The organism is Clostridium sp. YIM B02506, from assembly GCF_022324845.1.
Taxonomy (GTDB): Bacteria; Bacillota; Clostridia; order Clostridiales; family Clostridiaceae; genus Clostridium_T; species Clostridium_T intestinale.
The window spans coordinates 1-17,730 of the sequence record NZ_JAKGTG010000013.1 but is presented as its reverse complement, the minus strand read 5'-3'; the positions used below and the strand labels follow the sequence as shown (position 1 = coordinate 17,730).

Genomic DNA, 17,730 nt, shown 5'->3' with positions numbered 1-17,730 from the left:
TCCTTATCTTAAAACCATTGGAAGTAAACCAATTAAGAAAGTAATAATAATAAAAATAACTAATATATATTGAGCTTTTTCCCTAGTTTTCTTTTTCATTATAAACACTCCATTCTTTAATAAGTTTAAATTAATCTAATAAAAAAGTAAATATTAAACAATAGTATTTAAGCCCTTTGGCTAACCATAGGGCTTAAATTTCTAAATTTGTACATTTCTACGTTTGTAAATTTGTACGTTTCTACGTTTGTAAATTTCTAAATTTCTAAATTTCTAAAAGTTCATTAAATTCCTGAGCTTTAATAAAAAGGGTTCCCCTTTTTATATTTTCATTAACAGCTACATTTATATTTTTAAATTCTTTTTTCATTTCATTGAAATATGTTTTTTTATTTGCATAAAGTTTAGATAAATCTCTTGAATTTATTTCTATAGTTATATCCGCTCCAATTTCATGTTTTTTAGAAATTAGCTTATCTTTTATAATCTTGCTTTCTACAAGCTCTCTAAAGGCTGGATGGAATGGACCTGCTATCATATCTTTTCCCTCAGTAATATTATCGGTAGGTTGTAGACCTATTCTTATAACTTGAACATTATTATTTTTATAATGTTCATAAACTTTTCCTATTACTTCAACAGCATCATCTAAAGAATATGGTTTATAGATCCCTCTATTATACATAAGCTCCATAGGAGTGTCTTTTATAACTAAGGCTGGATATATTCTTGCAATATCAGGTTTCATCTCTATGGATTTCAAAACGGATTTAATATCCTTTTCAAAAGTATCATGAGGTAAACCTATCATAAGTTGATGCCCTAAAGTAAATCCATATTCCTTTATTAATTTAGAAGCTTTTTCAACATCACAAACATCATGACCTCTTCCAGAATATTTTAAAACCTCTTCATCTAATGATTGAACTCCTAGTTCAATAATGTCTACTCCATATTCTTTTAAGTAATCTAATATGTATGGGCTTATATAATCAGGTCTTGTGCTTAATCTAATATATTTTATGTAACCTTTATCCTTATAATCCTTAGCTACACTAAGAAGTTCTTTTTGCTTCTCCTCTTTTATAGCTGTAAAAGTTCCTCCAAAAAAAGATACTTCAACTGTTGAGTTTTTATAATCTATAGTTGTTAGGTATTCCTCTATTATAGAAACTGCCGTTTCTCTAGTAACTTGTTCTTCCTTACCTGTTATCTTTGACTGATTACAAAACACACAATCATGAGGACAACCTTCGTGAGGAACAAATAGTGGGATTATATAATGTTTTTTACTCATGGTCATCCCCCAAAACACTTAAAGCATGTCTAGCTGCATTTTGCTCAGCCTCTTTTTTTGAATAACCTTCTCCATACCCCATGTCTTCACTATTAATAAGAACCTTAGTAAAGAATTTTCTCCTGTGAGGGGGACCTTCAAATTTTATAAGATCATAACTTATATCAATTTCCCCCTGTTTTTGAAGAAGTTCTTGTAACTTTGTTTTAAAATCTAAAACAATTTCATTTTTAATAGCCTTTTCTATTATATCGTTAAAATTATTAAGGATGAATTCTTTAGCAAATTCAATTCCCTTATCCAGATATATAGCAGCTATTACCGCCTCTACACAGTCTGCTTGCAATGCTGTTCTTTCTCTTCCGCCAGTCATCTCTTCCCCTTTACTCATCTTAATAAAGTTTGAAAGACCTAAACTTTGTGCTACTTGAAATAAAGAATTTTCGCATACAATTAAACTTCTGATTTTCGTTAACTCACCTTCACTTTTGTCTTTGAACTTTTTATACAAATATTCAGTAATAGTTAGCTGTAAAACGGCATCTCCTAAAAACTCCAGTCTTTCGTTGTGCTCAAAATTCTTATACTGGTGAGCGTAAGAAGAATGGGTAAATGCTGTGTCTATAAGCCTCTTGTTTTCAAAAACAATTCCATTTCTAACTTCAAAGTCTCTTATATTCATAAATATCTCTCCTTGAAGTTTATTCTTCAATTTGCTGAATTAACAAATTCAAGAATAAACTAGATTAAAATTAAAATCCCGCCATAGCGGGATATTGTTTATTCTTCAGTTTGTGATTTAATATAATCTACTACATCACCAACAGTTACAAACTTTTCTGCTTCTTCGTCTGGTATTTCCATTTCAAGCTCATCTTCTAATGCCATAATTAGCTCAACTATATCAAGTGAATCTGCACCTAAGTCTTCTATAAATGATGATTCTTTTGTTATATCGTCTCCATTAACACTTAGCTTATCAGCTATAATTTCTTTAACTTTATCAAACACCATAAATATCACCTCCACTTCTGTCTATTTAGATAATATTATATATAGATTTACACGTCAATATTCTATATTTTAAATATGATTTTTTTTGCTAATAATTAAGTAAATTGCTTTATTATTTCTGAATTTCTAATTTAATCTTATTTAAAATATCATTTTCACAGAAAATTTTCCCTTGCCTAATAGCATTTTTGAAGGCTCTGCCATCAGAACTTCCATGAGCTTTTATACATACACCATCAACACCTAAAAAAGGTGCCCCACCTTCTTCTTTATAATCAAAACGTTTTTTAATTGTTTTAAACACTGGTATTAAAAATACTGCTCCTATTTTACTTAACAAAGATGAGTTTATTTCATCCTTTATTATCCCTAACAAAGTGGATGCAACCCCTTCATAAGTTTTAAGCAATGTATTTCCAACAAAGCCATCACAAACTAGGACATTTACATCTCCTTTTGAAGCTTCTCTTGGTTCAACGTTTCCTATAAAGTTAATAGACATATCTTTTAAAAGAGGATATGCAGCCTTTGTAAGCTCATTTCCTTTTCCTTCTTCTGTTCCTATATTTACTAATCCTACTGAGGGCTTAGTTACACCCATAACATTTTTATAGTATATTTCTCCCATTAAAGCAAATTGAGGCAGATAATGAGGTTTTGAGTCTACATTAGCTCCTGCATCTACCACCATAAAACGTCCATTTTTGCCTGGCATAATAGGTGCAAGTACAGGTCTCTCTATCCCTTTTATTCTTCCTACAATCAATGTACAACCTGCTAAAAAGGCTCCTGTACTTCCTGCAGAAATAATTCCATCACACTCTCCACTTTTAACCAAGTTAAGAGCTTTTACTAAACTAGAATTTTTTTTCTTTCTAAGAGCCATAACCGGATGTTCATCTGGTGTTATGACTTCAGTACAATCAACAATTTTAAGTCTCTTCTCATCATAGGTATAATTAGATAATACTTCTTTTATTTTTTCTTCTGGTCCAGTTATGTATATTTGTTCTATGTCTTTAAATTCGTTTAAAGCCTCAACTACACCTTCAACAACTGCTTTAGGAGCATTGTCTCCGCCCATACCATCAACAACAAATTTCATAAATTACACCTCTTTTATTTGTATATAAAGAAAAGAAAGTCATATGACTTTCTTTAGTTTTCAGAAGCAACAACTTCTTTTCCTTTGTAATATCCGCATTTTTTACATACTCTGTGAGCAAGTTTCATTTCATGACATTGTGGACATTCAACTATTCCAGGAGCACTTACTTGGAAAGTTTGCGCTCTTCTTGAATCTCTTTTAGCTCTATAAGTTTTTCTAGCTGGATTTCCCATTATTACACCTCCTTATCAGTGAAAAAGCTTTTTAAGACTTCTAGTCTAGAATCAACTTCCAAATTCTCGCAATTACATTTATGATGATTTAAGTTAATTCCACAACTGTGACAAAGACCTTTACAACTCTCACTGCAAAGTCTCTTAATAGGCAAGGTTGATATAATACTATTTATAACCACTTCAGCGATATCTATGACATCACCTTCTACAAGGATAATATCCTCAGTCTCTATAGTAGATTTATTTGTAAACTTTTCATTTAAAGTAGTATCTACATCAAATGAAAAGTTTTCTAAACACCTTGAACAAGAATCTTCTAAAACAGTATTAACCTTTAGGTTAAGTTCTAAAATATCCTCAAATGCCTTCATTTCACCATGAATACTTATATCTTTTAATGGAGTTATTAAACCACCCTCAAATTCAAAAGGTTCTTGATGAATTTCACAGTTAATTTGTTTTTTCTTTTCTCTCTTACTAAAGATTTCTGAAAGTTTAATTATCATAACTTCACCCACACTCCTTAGTAATATATTTCAACATAACCACAATTTATTATATAGAGGCAACTAATAAAAGTCAAGTAGCTTAAGGTAAATATTTTATACTAAAGCTAATGTATCTTTAGCTATCATAAGCTCTTCATTAGTTGGGATAACAAAAGCTTTAACCTTAGATCCTTCTTTTGTTATCTCTGCAAGTTTTCCTCTAACCTTATTTTTTTCTTTATCAAAATCTACTCCAAGGAATTCAAATCCTTCTAGTATACTTTCTCTCATTTCAACTGAGTTTTCTCCAACTCCTGCTGTAAATACTATAGCATCTACACCACCCATAATAGCAGCATATGAACCTATATATTGTTTAACTCTATAAACAAACATATCTAAAGCAATGTTAGATCTATGTTCTTTTTTATTCCATGCAGCATCTTCTACATCTCTAAAGTCAGAACTAACTCCTGATACTCCTAAAACTCCTGATTTTTTGTTTAGTATATCATCAACTTCGCTAGCTGAATATCCTAATTCTTTTATTAAGTAAGTAACTACAGCTGGATCCATATCCCCAGTTCTTGTTCCCATAACTAATCCTTGAAGAGGAGTAAATCCCATACTTGTATCTACAGATTCACCATTTTTAACTGCAGAAACAGAAGCTCCATTTCCTAAGTGACAGTTTACAATTTTTAATTCTTTTATATCTTTTCCCATAGCTTCAGCAGCCTTCATTGATACATACTTATGTGATGTTCCATGGAAGCCGTATTTTCTTATATGATGATCTTTATATAATTCATATGGAAGTGCATAAAGATATGCTTTTTCTGGCATAGTTTGGTGGAATGCAGTATCAAATACTCCAACCATTGGTGTGTTTGGCATTAAAGCCTTACATGCATTTATTCCTATTATGTTTGGTGGGTTATGAAGTGGTGCTAATTTTGCACATTCTTCTAATTGTTTCATTACATCTGCATCTATAACTACAGATGCAGCATATTTTTCTCCACCATGAACAACTCTATGTCCTACAGCTTCTATTTCATCCATAGATTTAATTACACCATGATCTTTATCAACTAATGCAGCAAGCACAAGTTTTATTGCATCTTGATGATCTTTCATAGCTTCTTCAACTATATATTTTTCTCCGTTAGCCTTTTGAGTTAATATAGATCCTTCTATCCCTATTCTCTCAACTAGACCTGTAGCTAAAGCTTCTTCTGTTTTCATGTCTATAAGTTGATATTTTAATGAGGAACTTCCACAGTTTATAACTAATATGTTCATTTCATTTCTCCTTTATTTCACTATTATTTTGTACTTTGAGCTTGAACAGCCGTTAAGGCAACAACATTTACTATATCTTCTGAGCTACATCCTCTAGATAAGTCATTTATAGGTTTTGCAAAACCTTGACAAATAGGTCCTATAGCTTCAGCATTAGCAAATCTTTGAACTAATTTATATCCTATATTTCCTGCTTGTAAATCTGGGAATATTAATACATTAGCTCTACCTGATACTGGACTGTTAGGTGCTTTTTGCTCTGCAACTTTTTGAACTATAGCTGCATCTAATTGCATTTCTCCATCAATTAATAAATCTGGTCTTAACTCTTTTGCTTTTGCAGTTGCATTTCTTACCTTATCTACAACTTCATGATCTGCTGATCCCATTGTTGAAAATGATAGCATAGCAACTCTTGGATCTATTTTGCAAAGATTTTTTGCTGTATCAGCTGTAGCTATAGCTATAGCTGCTAATTGATCCGCATTTGGGTTTGGGTTAACTGCACAGTCTGAGAATAATAACATTCCTTCTTCGCCGTATTGTGAACCTGGTACCATCATGATAAAGAAACTTGATACTACTGAAACTCCAGGTGCAGTTTTTATTATCTGAAGACCTGGTCTTAATAAATCTCCAGTTGTGTGTACTGCTCCTGAAACCATTCCATCTGCATCATTTAATTTTACCATCATAGTTCCAAAGTATAATGGATCTCTAACTATCTTATCAGCTTTCTCCATTGTCATACCTTTACTTTTTCTAATCTCGTAGAAAGCAGTAATATATTCATTTAGTTTAGATGAAGTATCTGGATCTTGTATTTCAACACCCTCCAAATTAACTCCTAAACTTTCGGCTTTCTTATTTATTTTATCAAGGTTGCCTACAAGAACAACATCAGCAAGTCCTAGCTCATGTATTCTTTGAGCTGCAACTACTGTTCTATCCTCGTCTCCTTCTGGAAGCACAATTCTCTTTCTATCTGCCTGTGCTAATCCCCATATTTTTTCCATAAGTTCCATGTTCATTTCTCCTTTCAATAGCCACACTGTACTACACACTTACTAATATACTCCTAATTGGCAACACATTTCAACATATAAACATCAAAAAACCCCTATAAACCATATAGTTTAACTATTGTCAAAAGTATCAATTTTCAAACAATTTACTTCTCTTTTGTATTTTAGCCATTATTTAAGGTATAATACATTTTGAGAGAGGTGGATAAATGAACATTGCAGGTATAATAACAGAATACAATCCTTTTCATTTAGGGCACAAGCTCCATTTGGATACAACTAGAAGTTTATCTCATTGTGATGGGGTTATTTGTGTTATGAGTGGTAATTTTATGCAAAGAGGTGAACCAGCCTTCATAGATAAGTGGACTAGAGCGGAAATAGCTTTAAGAAATGGAGTAGATTTAGTTATAGAACTTCCTACTGTATTTGCTTTATCTTCTGCAGAATTTTTTGCCTTTGGATCAGTTTCATTATTAGATTCTTTAGGAGTTGTAAACTCAATATGTTTTGGAAGTGAAAGTGGTGATGTTTCTATATTAAAAGATATTTCTTCACTACTTACCGATGAGTCTCTAGAGTTTAAAAGCCTGCTAAAAGAAAAACTTAAAAAAGGTGAATCTCTTACAACTTCAAGAAGTAAAACTGTATTAGAAATTTTATCTAAATCTAATGGTAGCATTAATTTAGATGAATTAAATAAAATACTTAACTCCTCTAATAATATCTTAGGAATTGAATATATTAAAGCTCTAAATCGCCTTAACAGCAGTATAACTCCTCTTACTTTTAAACGTAATGGAGGTAGCTATAACTCCAAAACCCTAGATAATAATATTTCCTCAGCAACTTCCATAAGAGAGTTTCTTAAAGCTCATGGAAATATAGAAGATTTATATAATCATTTACCTTCTGAAACTTATAAGATGCTTCATAATTTATTTAAAGAAAATTATGATTTTGTAGATAAAGAAAAAATGTTTTCTTTCCTAAAATACAAATTAACAACATCTTCTAATAGATTAAAAGATATCCCCGATGTTAAAGAAGGTTTAGATAATAAGATTTTAAAGGAATTTATACAAGCTAAAACTTTAGACGGTCTTATTATGAATGTAAAAAGCAAAAGATATACTTACACTAGAATCAGTAGAATACTTTCTCATTTTTTTTTAGGTTTTGAAGAATACCCTATAGAGTCTCTAAGAACATCAAGACCTGATTACGCTAGAGTACTTGGTCTTAATAAAAGAGGTGCAGAAATCCTTAAAGAGATAAAAAAACACTCTGACTTAGAAATAATTAATAAAGTACCTAAATACCCAAATACTATGCTTTCTATGGATATTAATGCGACCAATGCCTATAGCCTTATATGTAAATCTATTAATTTTAATGATGACTATAAAAAATCACCTATAATAATTATGGATAATTATTGACTTTACTTAATATAAATACTATATAGCAGGAGGTAATCTTATGTATAGTGTTTATATTTTATTTTTTATAATTATCCTTCTTTGTATTTCTTTAGTAATACAGATAAAAGGAAAAATAACCTTATTTCCAACTATTTTGATTTCAATATTAATATTATATTTTCTTTTAAATCCTAAATCTTGTATTGATGCATCATTATCTGGAGCTAAACTATTTGTACAGGCAGTTCTCCCTACCATATTGCCTTTTATGGTTTTATGTAACCTCCTTATAGCTTATGGTGGTATTGACATCTATAGCAAGCTTTTAGGTCCTTTATTATGTTCGCCATTAAAACTTAGCAAAAATGCTAGCTTTCCATTAATAGCGAGTATAATTTGTGGGAACCCCTTAGGGGCAAAGTATTCAACAGATGCCTACGAACAAAACTATTATGATTACGACGAGTATACTAAACTGATTTCTATAGCTTCTAACACTGGTCCATTATTTTTAATAGGTTCCGTTGGCAATGTAATGCTTGGAGATAAAAACCTTGGTTATATCCTTTTAATAAGTGGATATTTATCAATGTTTTTAATGGCATTAATAACTTCTGATAGCAAAAAAACTCTAAAAGAAAAAAAGCTAGTCCCTCAAAATAAAGTTATTAAAAACTTTGGGACTAACTTAAAAGATTCAATTGAAAATGCTGTATTAACTTCTATTAACGTAGCTGGTTATATCATGATATTTTCAGTAATAATATCTATTTTCAATAATTCTACATTTTTTAATGAAAGCATAAAAAATATAAGTTCCCTTTTTAATATTTCTTCCGACCTCATAAAAGGGCTACTTTTAGGAATGATTGAAATTACTAATGGTTCCAGTATCATAGCTAATAGTACCTTATCAACAATATCAAAGGTATCATTAATAAGTTTTATATGTTCTTTTAGTGGTTTATCTGTTATGGCACAAGTAAGCTCTTTTTCTTCAAAATATAAAGTTTCTATGACAAGATTTTGTATGTATAAATTACTTCAAGGAGTAATATCCTTGTTTATCACTTATATAATCTTTATTATTTCATAGTTCTAAGTTCTTTTATATTTTCCTTTATAGTAGTTCCTATACCATCTAAAGAAGTATCAAGAGACACAGCAAAGCCTTCTACGGATGTTTTTAAAGCATTCATTAAGGCTTCTTTTCTTGTTTCTAATTGCCTATCTACGTCGCATAAAAGCTCATCTGCATAATCTCTTGCACCAAGTCTTATAGACTTAGCTTCTCTTTGCGCTTGAGCGATAATCTCTTGAGCTTTAACTTTTGCTTCTCTTACATAATCATGATTTTCTACATTTTTTCTCATAAGTTCAGAGGTTTCTTTTCTAGCCTCTTCAAGCTCTTTACCAGCTTCTTCTAATATTCTTTCCCTCTCATTAACAACCCATTGTGCTTTCTTAAACTGATCTGGAAGATAGTGAACTATTTGCTCTATAACATCTAAAACTTCTTTTTTATCCAAAACTACTTTACCTGTGATAGGCACTTTTGCAGAATTTTCCACCATATCTTGAAGATATTCTAATAATTCAACAATATTAACATCCATCTTCTCCATCTTTACACTCTCCTACTCCCTTTTAATTTTTAATAAGATATCCTTTATTATTTCATCTGGAACTAATCCTTCAATACACCCACCAAATTTAGCTACTTGTTTTACAGCTGTAGAACTTAAATATGAATACTTACCCGAAGTCATCATAAATACAGTTTCTACTTCTGGATCTAGTTTATTATTCATAAGAGCCATCTGAAACTCATACTCAAAATCAGCAACTGCTCTTAATCCTTTTAAAATAACACGTGCATTTTCATGTTTCATAAAATCTATTAATAAACCTTCAAAACATTTCACTTCAACATTAGGTATATGTTTAGTTACTCTCTTAATTAACTCTACTCTTTCGGAATAATCAAAAAGTCCCTTTTTTTCAACATTAACCAAAACTCCAACTATTAATTTATCAAAAACTTTAGCGCCTCTTTCTATAATGTCTAAATGTCCTTTGGTTATAGGGTCGAAGCTGCCTGGGTAGACCCCTATTCTCATGTTACTCCTCCACAAACTTATAGAAACATACTGTTGTATTTCCATACTTTCTTTCATTTATTAGTTTTATATCTTTATAACCTTGACAGATTTCCTCACTGGTATCTATTTTAGTGACTACAATACCATTATCGTCTAGCATATTTCTTTCTTTAACTATCTCTAGTGCTTTTGGAATCATATCCTTTAAATAAGGTGGATCTATAAATATAATATCAAAAACTTTCTTTTTATCCGCTAAGTGATTTAATGCAGAATAAGCATCAGTATTTAAAGCATGACAAAAATCTTCAAACCTTAAATTCTCTATATTCTTTTTTAATATAGGAAATGTTACAGGGCTTTTATCTACTAAAAATACCTCTTTAGCACCTCTACTTGCCGACTCTAATCCTAAGGATCCAGTTCCTGCAAATACATCAACTACAGTTGCATCAATTATGTATCCTTGTATCATATTAAACATAGCTTCCTTAATTCTGTCTAAAGTCGGTCTAGTTTCATCTGTTGCGGGAGAAAGTAATTTATGTCCTCTTCTTTTTCCTGCTATAATTCTCATATAATAACCTCCTCCTAATTACTTCCTTAACATTTTATCATATAGCTTTATAATCTACAATTTAATTTAATTAAAACAAATGTATTTAGAACTTCTTTTCAAATTTTTAAGAATTTCGTTACATAAATTTGTATATTCAGGTTCTGTAGAAAGAACTGCTTTTTTTGCTTCCATATTAGCATATTTAAGAATATCCATATCCTCAACTATATTGGCAAGAACTAAACCATCTTCACCACTTTGCCTTACTCCAAACATCTCTCCAGTTCCTCTTATTTTAAGGTCCTGCTCAGATATATAAAACCCATCATTACTTTTAACCATTATTTCCATTCTTTTTTTAGTAACAGGATTATTGGCTTTTCCTATAAGAAAACAATAGGATTGATATTCTCCTCTTCCTACTCTTCCCCTAAGCTGATGAAGCTGTGCTAATCCAAATCTTTCTGAGTTTTCTATTATCATTATAGAAGCATTAGGTACATTTACTCCAACTTCAATTACTGTTGTAGATACAATTATCTTGGTTTCATTATTTTTAAAATCTTGAATTATATCCTCTTTTTCTTTTGAAGTCATCTTTCCATGAAGCATTTGGACTTTAATATCCTTAAATATGTCACTTGCCAGTTCATTATATACCTTTTCAACAGAATTTAACTTAATTTCATCATTTTCATCTATAAGAGGACATACAACATAACACTGACGCCCCTTTAATATTTCTTCTCTAACTCTATTATAGGCAAGCATTCTATTATTATCAGAGAAAAATTTAGTTTCTATAGCTTTTCTTCCTGGAGGAAGCTCATCTATTATAGAAATCTCTAAATCTGAATATAGATATAATGCAATAGTTCTTGGTATAGGAGTTGCACTCATAACTAAACAATCAACTTCCTGTCCCTTATTTATAAGCCTACTTCTTTGCTCTACACCAAACCTGTGCTGTTCATCTGTAACTATAAACCCAAGATTACTAAACTCAACATCATCTTGTATTAAGGCATGAGTTCCTATAACCATAATAGGTTTATCTTCTTTTATTTTTTCCTTTATTCTAAGCTTCTCTTTATTTGGTGTGCTTCCTGTTAACAGCTCTATTTCAACATCAAAATCTTTAAAAAGCTTAGTTGCTTCAACATAATGCTGTTTTGCAAGTATTTCTGTTGGTGCCATTAACACCACCTGATATCCGTTTCTATAAACATTAAACATGGCAATTAAAGATACTATGGTTTTTCCACTACCTACATCTCCTTGAATTAATCTATTCATAGGAGAAGGCTTTTTCTGATCTAATAATACTTCTCTTATAACCTTACTTTGTGCATTAGTTAAGCTATATGGTAAAGACTCCTTTAAATGAGCCAGTTCCTCTGACATTTTAAACTCAATTCCTTTAGAAGATTTTTTTAGATGATATTTAAGCATCATAAGCTTTAAGGAATAAGTGAAAAGCTCTTGAAACTTAAGCCTTATTATTGATTTTCTTAAATCCTCTTTATCATTAGGAAAATGTATATTTCTAATACTAAAATCTAAGGATTCTAGCTTATATTTTGAAATAATCTCTAAAGGTAGGTTTTCCTTAATATCAATAGATTTAAATATTTCACTTATAAGTTTTATTATAACTTTATTATTAAGATCACCTTTTAAGGGATATACAGGTATTATTTCAGCCTTTAGAGCTTCTACAGGAGTTATTATAGGATTTATTGTCTCAAGGCCCCCATTTACCTTTTTATATCTCCCCATAAGATTATATGAGTTTCCAAGTATAAAATTCTTTTTTATATAGGGTTGATTAAACCATATTCCAGTAATTTTTATATCATTATAACTAAACTCTATAGTTGTCATTCTTTTTCTGCTTTTAGACATATAATCACTTTTAAAAGCTACAACCTTACATGTTAAAAGTTGTTTTTCTTTTTCATCAATCTCTTCATATTTACTATTACCATTTATGAATTCATAATCTCTAGGAAAATATAAAAGCAAATCTAGAAGTGTATAGACACCACATTTATTCAGTTTTTCCTTTAATTTAGGCCCAACACCCTTTAAAGAAGAGATTTCACTATATAAATTCATTTTTACCTCCACTTTACAAAGAAAAAAGCGACTAAAGTCGCTTTTTTACTCAACAGAAATTATATAATAGTATAAAGGCTGACTTCCTTTATAACATTGAACATCTAAATCTTCATATTTAGCTTCTAACTCAGCTGCAAATTTCTCTGCATCCTCGTCCTTAACATCTTCACCATAAAAAACAGTTATAAGTTCTGAATCTTCATCAACGATGTTATCTATAACATTCTTAGTTACAGAAGTTACCTCATCTCCAACTTCATTGATTTTACCTTCAACTAATCCTAATATATTACCTTCTTTAATTTCTATTCCATCCATCTCTGTATCTCTTACAGCGTAAGTTACAGATGCAGACTTAACTGCGCTAAGTGAATCATTCATAGAATCTACATTTGATTCAACCTCTCCATCTGGATTAAACATTGTTATAGCAGTAATACCTTGAGGTATAGTTTTAGTTGGGATAACCCTTACATCTTTTTCTGATATTTCAGCTGCTTGTGTAGCTGCCATTTGTATATTCTTATTGTTTGGCAATATGAATATATGATCAGCATTTATCTTTTCTATAGCTTCAATCATATCTTGAGTAGATGGATTCATTGTTTGACCACCCTCAATAATATAATCAACACCTAAATCTTTAAAAATATCACTAATTCCGCTTCCCATAGCTACTGAAATAAAGCCATATTTTTTCTTTTCAGCTTCTTCCTCAACAGCTATTTCTGTAGGCTGATATCCTTCTGTTAATAAAGCTCTATGTTCTTCTCTCATATTATCTATTTTAATCTTAGATAATTCTCCAAATTGAACCGCATGTGATAAAACAGCTCCTGGATCGTTTGAGTGTATATGAACCTTTATAACATCTTCATCTCCAACAACTATCATTGAATCACCTAAAGAAGTTATCTTTTCTTGTAATTGTTTTGCTTTAGAGCCATCACCTAATACTATAAATTCAGTACAATATCCAAACTTAATATCTTGATCTACTAGTTCTTGTGCTCTTTTAACTTCTCCAGCTTGAACTTTAGTTACATTTCCTATTTTAGCTTCTATGTTTTCATCAATAGCTTGATACATTCCCTTTAGGATTATTAATAACCCCATACCACCTGAGTCAACAACTTTTGCTTGTTTTAAAGCTGGTAACATATCAGGAGTTTTATTTAACATATCTTCTGATTCTTTACATACATCTTTCATAAGTGCAGTTATATCTACATTAGTATTAGAAACTGCAGCTTCTCCAGCTGTTCTTATAATAGTTAATATAGTTCCCTCTGTTGGCTTCATTACAGCCTTATAAGCTGATTTAGCACCTTCTTGAATAGCTAATGAAATTTCTTTTGAAGTTACTTCTTCCTTTCCTTCTAATCCTCTAGATATACCTCTAAGGATTTGTGAAAGAATTACTCCTGAGTTACCTCTAGCTCCCATAAGAGCTCCTTTAGCTAACTTTTTTGATACTTCACCTATATTTGTTGAATTTATATTTTCTATTTCCTTTACGGCAGCTTTAAAAGTCATTGACATATTAGTTCCTGTGTCTCCATCTGGAACTGGGAATACATTAAGTGAATTTACATATTCACTTTGCTCTTCTAGTTTATTACTTGCATTTACAACCATATTGTAAAATTGCTGCCCATTAATCTTAGTGTACTTCATTGTAACTTTACCTCCTAGACTCTAACTGCTTGAACGTTAACAGTAATAGAAGAAACCTTTAATCCTGTATAGTTTTCAACATTATATTTAATTTTTTGGATTATGTTATTTGATATAGTAGATATATTAGTTCCATATTCTATCATAACAAAAACTTCTATGTTAAGTTTTTCTTCTTTAAAAGCTATTTTAACACCCTTGCTTAAATTCTCTATTCTTATTAATTCCCATAGTCCTTCTGTAGCATTCTTAGAAACCATTCCTACTACACCATAACATTCCATAGTTGAAAGACCTACTATCTTTGAGATTACTTCTTCAGAGTAAGTCACATTCCCATTATTATTGATTAATCCTAACATGGTAATTCCTCCTAAATCTTTATCCATATAATCTATTCTATATTAATTGATAGCAATATTCAAGATTTTCATTTTCTAGCTTTTATCTCTTCATTTAATTATATATTTTACTTGCATAATTTATACATAATATGTTAGAATAATAAGGTCTTATTTAAAGCCTATCTTCATAAAGCAAGGAGGTGCTTTCGTATGTCAAGAAAATGTGAAGTTTGCAATAAAGGTGTAATTGCTGGAGCGCAATATAGCCATTCTCATAGAGCTTCTAAGAGAACATGGGCTCCAAACATAAAGAAAGTTAAAGCTATAGTTAACGGAACTCCTAAAACTGTTCATGTATGCACTAGATGCCTAAGATCAGGAAAAGTTCAAAGAGCTATATAGCCTTACAAAGCGTCTAAAGACGCTTTTTTCTTTTTCTCTAAATAAAAAAAGAAAAGACCCCTAAGGGTCTTATGTAGTTTATTATTTCTTTCTATAGAAAATTCTTATTATTTTTGATACAAACTTAGGTAATTTTATTGCAACTATTTTCATTTTTCCTCCCATATATAATAGCTTCCTGTTTTATTATATGAAAGTTTAGGTAAATTGGTTACTAATCATTTGTATAAAAAACTAAAACTTTTCCACTTTTAAATGTTATGGATATATCCCCATCTATAAACTCGTTAGATACAGTTCTTCCAGTAAATCCATCAAATCTATAATCAACTAAAGGATATTTCGCTCCTCTAATATTAAATTTTTCTACCACAGTATTATAGAAATTAAAAGAAATGGTTTGTCCTTTTTTTCCTTTTAATATGGTATTCTTATCTACTAGAAATATTCTATTATTATCATCTAGGATTTCACATTTAATCCCCAAAGCTAAAGCTTTATCTAAAAGTCCTAAATTAGCTAAAACATGATCTAATCTAGTTCCTGTGAATCCTAAAAGCACAATTTCTGTTGCTCCAAGTTCAATAGCTTTTTCAAAAGCAAGTTCACTATCTGTAAAATCCTTCTCAGGATTAAATTCAAACATCTCAATCTTTAAGTCTCTTAATTTTTTATAAACTTCCTTATCTATAGAATCAAAATCTCCCATAATATAGTTTGGAAAGATTCCATTTTCTATTAAAACTTGGCAGCCTCTATCTGCGCCTAGAATTAAAGATGAGGTTACAACTTGTTCCATCAAAAGTTCCCTAGAAGGTGCTTTACCTCCAGAGACAATTAAAATTTTCATTACTCTAAACTCTTTCTAAGTGCTGCTATATTTTCTTCAACTTTTCCATCCTTAAATACAGCTGAACCTGCAACTATAACATTTGCCCCTGCATCTACTACCTTTTTTATATTAGAGACGTCAATTCCTCCATCAACCTGTATAAGTAGGTCTTTGTTGTACTTTTCACTTAATTCTTTAACTTCAGCAATTTTATTTAAAGAATACTCTATAAATTTTTGTCCTCCAAAGCCTGGATTTACTGACATTATAAGTACCATATCTAAAGCTGGAATAAGATCCTTTATCATGCTTACTGGAGTGCCTGGATTTAAAACAATCCCTGCTTTTATTCCCTTACTTTTTATATATTGAATAGTTCTATCTACATGTCTATCTGCTTCATAATGTACTGTAATTAAATCTGCTCCTACAGCTATAAAATCATCTATAAATCTACCTGGTTCCTCAATCATTAAATGTACATCAAAAGTTTTTTCTGTATATTTTCTTATTGATTTTATTACAGGTAATCCAATGCTTATGTTAGGAACATAGTTTCCATCCATTACATCTATATGTATAAAATCTGCTCCAGCTTTATCTATAGCTACTATATCCTCTCCAAGTTTTGCGAAATCTGCTGATAATATTGATGGTGCTATTTTTACCATTTATTTTTCCTCCCGTTTGTTACTTCTTCTAAAGTTTTTATATAAAAATCATATCTTGATTTATTAATATGACCTTCCTCAAGGGCTCCTTTAACAAGACATCCTGGTTCCTTATGATGAACACATCCTGTAAACTTACATCCATCGTTATATTCATTAAACTCAGGAAAATAATATTTTAACTGATCTCTTTCTATAAAAGATATATCTAAGGTTGAAAATCCCGGTGTATCAACAATAAAACCTTCTGCTGCCTCTAAAAGCTCACTATGTCTTGTAGTATGTTTTCCTCTACCTATCTTTTCGCTAACCTCACCAGTTTCCATTAGCTTTCTTCTACCTAAAACATTTATTAAAGTTGATTTTCCTGCTCCAGAAGGACCACAAAGAACAGTAACATTGTCATTTAATTTTTCTTTTAATTCATCTATTCCTTCTTTAAACTTAGCCTTAATAAATATAACTTCATAACCAATATTATTAATTTTATCTTTTAAAACTTCTTTCTCTTCTGCAGATATTAAATCACCTTTATTTAAACAAACCACAGCTTTTATTGAATTATACTCACATAACAATAAAAACTTGTTAAGTAAATCAAAATTTAAATCTGGATTCTTTATAGCAAAAACCACAAAAGCTTGAGTAACATTTGCAACTGTTGGTCTAGTTAACTCAGAAGTTCTATCATAAATCTTTTCGATTACCCCTTCTTCGTTATTAACCTCAATTTCTACCCAATCCCCTACCATAGGCTTTTGTTCCTTATGACGGAATATACCTCTAGCCTTACACTCAAATGTCCCTTCATTAGTTTTTATATAATAAAAACCGCCAATACCTTTAATAATAATTCCCTTCATATATCCTCCAAAATTTTTATTTACATACTTATAATAAACACTTTTAGGTATAAAATGCAAATAAATTACTCATTTATTTGAAAACTTTTCTTAAATTCTTACACTTCTGACCTGTAGGAGTTTCTTCTCAAACTCCATTAGATTCCTTTTTTCTTCTTTTCTTGAATTCTTCTTTTCTTGAATTCTTCTTTTCTTGAATTCTTCTTTTCTTGAATTCTTCTTTTCTTGAATTCTTCTTTTCTTGAATTCTTCTTTTCTTGAA

The 17,730-nt window shown here is 30.4% G+C and carries 21 protein-coding genes; 3 read left to right on the top strand and 18 right to left on the bottom strand.

What is annotated here, in order from left to right; all coding sequences use genetic code 11:
- Positions 1-3: 3 nt before the first annotated feature.
- The 9 genes from L1S49_RS11335 to pta form a co-directional block, all read right to left on the bottom strand.
- Positions 4-99 (bottom strand): DUF4044 domain-containing protein, encoded by a 96-nt coding sequence (locus tag L1S49_RS11335; RefSeq protein ID WP_197283172.1) that lies wholly within the window; start codon positions 97-99, stop codon positions 4-6.
- A 166-nt stretch (positions 100-265) separates the two neighbouring features.
- On the bottom strand, positions 266-1,297 hold the full coding sequence (locus tag L1S49_RS11330) for a radical SAM protein (protein ID WP_238904474.1): 1,032 nt from the start codon (positions 1,295-1,297) through the stop codon (positions 266-268).
- Positions 1,290-1,979 carry a ribonuclease III gene (gene rnc / locus L1S49_RS11325; protein ID WP_073015960.1) on the bottom strand — a complete coding sequence of 230 codons (690 nt, stop codon included), beginning with the start codon at positions 1,977-1,979 and terminating at the stop codon, positions 1,290-1,292. Before rnc ends, L1S49_RS11330 begins: the two co-directional genes overlap by 8 nt.
- A 98-nt stretch (positions 1,980-2,077) precedes the next feature.
- Positions 2,078-2,311 (bottom strand): acyl carrier protein, encoded by a 234-nt coding sequence (gene acpP, locus L1S49_RS11320; RefSeq protein ID WP_021802133.1) that lies wholly within the window; start codon positions 2,309-2,311, stop codon positions 2,078-2,080.
- A gap of 112 nt (positions 2,312-2,423) precedes the next feature.
- Positions 2,424-3,416 (bottom strand): phosphate acyltransferase PlsX, encoded by a 993-nt coding sequence (plsX, locus tag L1S49_RS11315; RefSeq protein ID WP_073015959.1) that lies wholly within the window; start codon positions 3,414-3,416, stop codon positions 2,424-2,426.
- Between the two features lie 53 nt (positions 3,417-3,469).
- A complete protein-coding gene (gene rpmF / locus L1S49_RS11310; protein ID WP_021802135.1) occupies positions 3,470-3,652 on the bottom strand; it encodes a 50S ribosomal protein L32 in 183 nt (60 codons plus the stop codon).
- Between the two features lie 2 nt (positions 3,653-3,654).
- On the bottom strand, positions 3,655-4,161 hold the full coding sequence (locus L1S49_RS11305) for a DUF177 domain-containing protein (RefSeq protein WP_238904472.1): 507 nt from the start codon (positions 4,159-4,161) through the stop codon (positions 3,655-3,657).
- Positions 4,162-4,257: 96 nt separating this feature from the next.
- The gene (locus tag L1S49_RS11300; RefSeq protein WP_238904470.1) at positions 4,258-5,448 is read right to left on the bottom strand and encodes an acetate kinase; all 1,191 of its coding nucleotides are present in this window, start codon (positions 5,446-5,448) and stop codon (positions 4,258-4,260) included.
- Between the two features lie 23 nt (positions 5,449-5,471).
- Positions 5,472-6,473 carry a phosphate acetyltransferase gene (gene pta / locus L1S49_RS11295; protein ID WP_238904468.1) on the bottom strand — a complete coding sequence of 334 codons (1,002 nt, stop codon included), beginning with the start codon at positions 6,471-6,473 and terminating at the stop codon, positions 5,472-5,474.
- A 209-nt stretch (positions 6,474-6,682) separates the two neighbouring features.
- Here pta and L1S49_RS11290 point away from each other — a divergent pair, with 209 nt between their 5' ends.
- Together L1S49_RS11290 and ylbJ are read left to right on the top strand one after the other, a co-directional pair.
- Entirely contained in the window at positions 6,683-7,915 is a 1,233-nt protein-coding gene (locus tag L1S49_RS11290) for a nucleotidyltransferase (protein WP_238904466.1), read from the top strand.
- 40 nt (positions 7,916-7,955) lie between these two features.
- A complete protein-coding gene (ylbJ, locus tag L1S49_RS11285; protein WP_238904464.1) occupies positions 7,956-8,993 on the top strand; it encodes a sporulation integral membrane protein YlbJ in 1,038 nt (345 codons plus the stop codon).
- Here ylbJ and L1S49_RS11280 read toward each other — a convergent pair.
- From L1S49_RS11280 to L1S49_RS11255, 6 genes are all read right to left on the bottom strand, one after another.
- Positions 8,983-9,522, bottom strand: a complete 540-nt coding sequence (locus tag L1S49_RS11280; RefSeq protein WP_073015954.1) for an ATPase — start codon at positions 9,520-9,522, stop codon at positions 8,983-8,985. The two genes, ylbJ and L1S49_RS11280, sit on opposite strands and share 11 nt — an antisense overlap.
- 12 nt (positions 9,523-9,534) lie before the next feature.
- A complete protein-coding gene (gene coaD, locus L1S49_RS11275) occupies positions 9,535-10,017 on the bottom strand; it encodes a pantetheine-phosphate adenylyltransferase (protein WP_238904462.1) in 483 nt (160 codons plus the stop codon).
- 1 nt (position 10,018) lies between these two features.
- Positions 10,019-10,576, bottom strand: a complete 558-nt coding sequence (rsmD, locus tag L1S49_RS11270) for a 16S rRNA (guanine(966)-N(2))-methyltransferase RsmD (RefSeq protein ID WP_073015952.1) — start codon at positions 10,574-10,576, stop codon at positions 10,019-10,021.
- Between the two features lie 66 nt (positions 10,577-10,642).
- Positions 10,643-12,676 (bottom strand): ATP-dependent DNA helicase RecG, encoded by a 2,034-nt coding sequence (recG, locus tag L1S49_RS11265; RefSeq protein WP_238904459.1) that lies wholly within the window; start codon positions 12,674-12,676, stop codon positions 10,643-10,645.
- 45 nt (positions 12,677-12,721) lie between these two features.
- Entirely contained in the window at positions 12,722-14,356 is a 1,635-nt protein-coding gene (locus L1S49_RS11260; RefSeq protein WP_238904457.1) for a DAK2 domain-containing protein, read from the bottom strand.
- A 14-nt stretch (positions 14,357-14,370) separates the two neighbouring features.
- The gene (locus tag L1S49_RS11255) at positions 14,371-14,718 is read right to left on the bottom strand and encodes an Asp23/Gls24 family envelope stress response protein (protein WP_021802146.1); all 348 of its coding nucleotides are present in this window, start codon (positions 14,716-14,718) and stop codon (positions 14,371-14,373) included.
- A gap of 192 nt (positions 14,719-14,910) precedes the next feature.
- Here L1S49_RS11255 and rpmB point away from each other — a divergent pair, with 192 nt between their 5' ends.
- A complete protein-coding gene (gene rpmB / locus L1S49_RS11250; RefSeq protein WP_021802147.1) occupies positions 14,911-15,102 on the top strand; it encodes a 50S ribosomal protein L28 in 192 nt (63 codons plus the stop codon).
- Between the two features lie 214 nt (positions 15,103-15,316).
- Here rpmB and L1S49_RS11245 read toward each other — a convergent pair whose 3' ends face one another.
- Genes L1S49_RS11245 through rsgA form a run of 3 tightly spaced genes read right to left on the bottom strand, consistent with a single transcriptional unit; the run spans position 15,317 to position 17,468 of the window.
- The gene (locus L1S49_RS11245) at positions 15,317-15,952 is read right to left on the bottom strand and encodes a thiamine diphosphokinase (RefSeq protein ID WP_238904455.1); all 636 of its coding nucleotides are present in this window, start codon (positions 15,950-15,952) and stop codon (positions 15,317-15,319) included.
- Complete coding sequence (rpe, locus tag L1S49_RS11240) at positions 15,952-16,605, bottom strand: ribulose-phosphate 3-epimerase (RefSeq protein ID WP_238904453.1); 654 nt, start codon at positions 16,603-16,605, stop codon at positions 15,952-15,954. Before rpe ends, L1S49_RS11245 begins: the two co-directional genes overlap by 1 nt.
- Positions 16,599-17,468 carry a ribosome small subunit-dependent GTPase A gene (gene rsgA / locus L1S49_RS11235; protein ID WP_238904451.1) on the bottom strand — a complete coding sequence of 290 codons (870 nt, stop codon included), beginning with the start codon at positions 17,466-17,468 and terminating at the stop codon, positions 16,599-16,601. The genes rpe and rsgA overlap by 7 nt, the downstream gene beginning before the upstream one ends.
- Positions 17,469-17,730 lie beyond the last annotated feature (262 nt).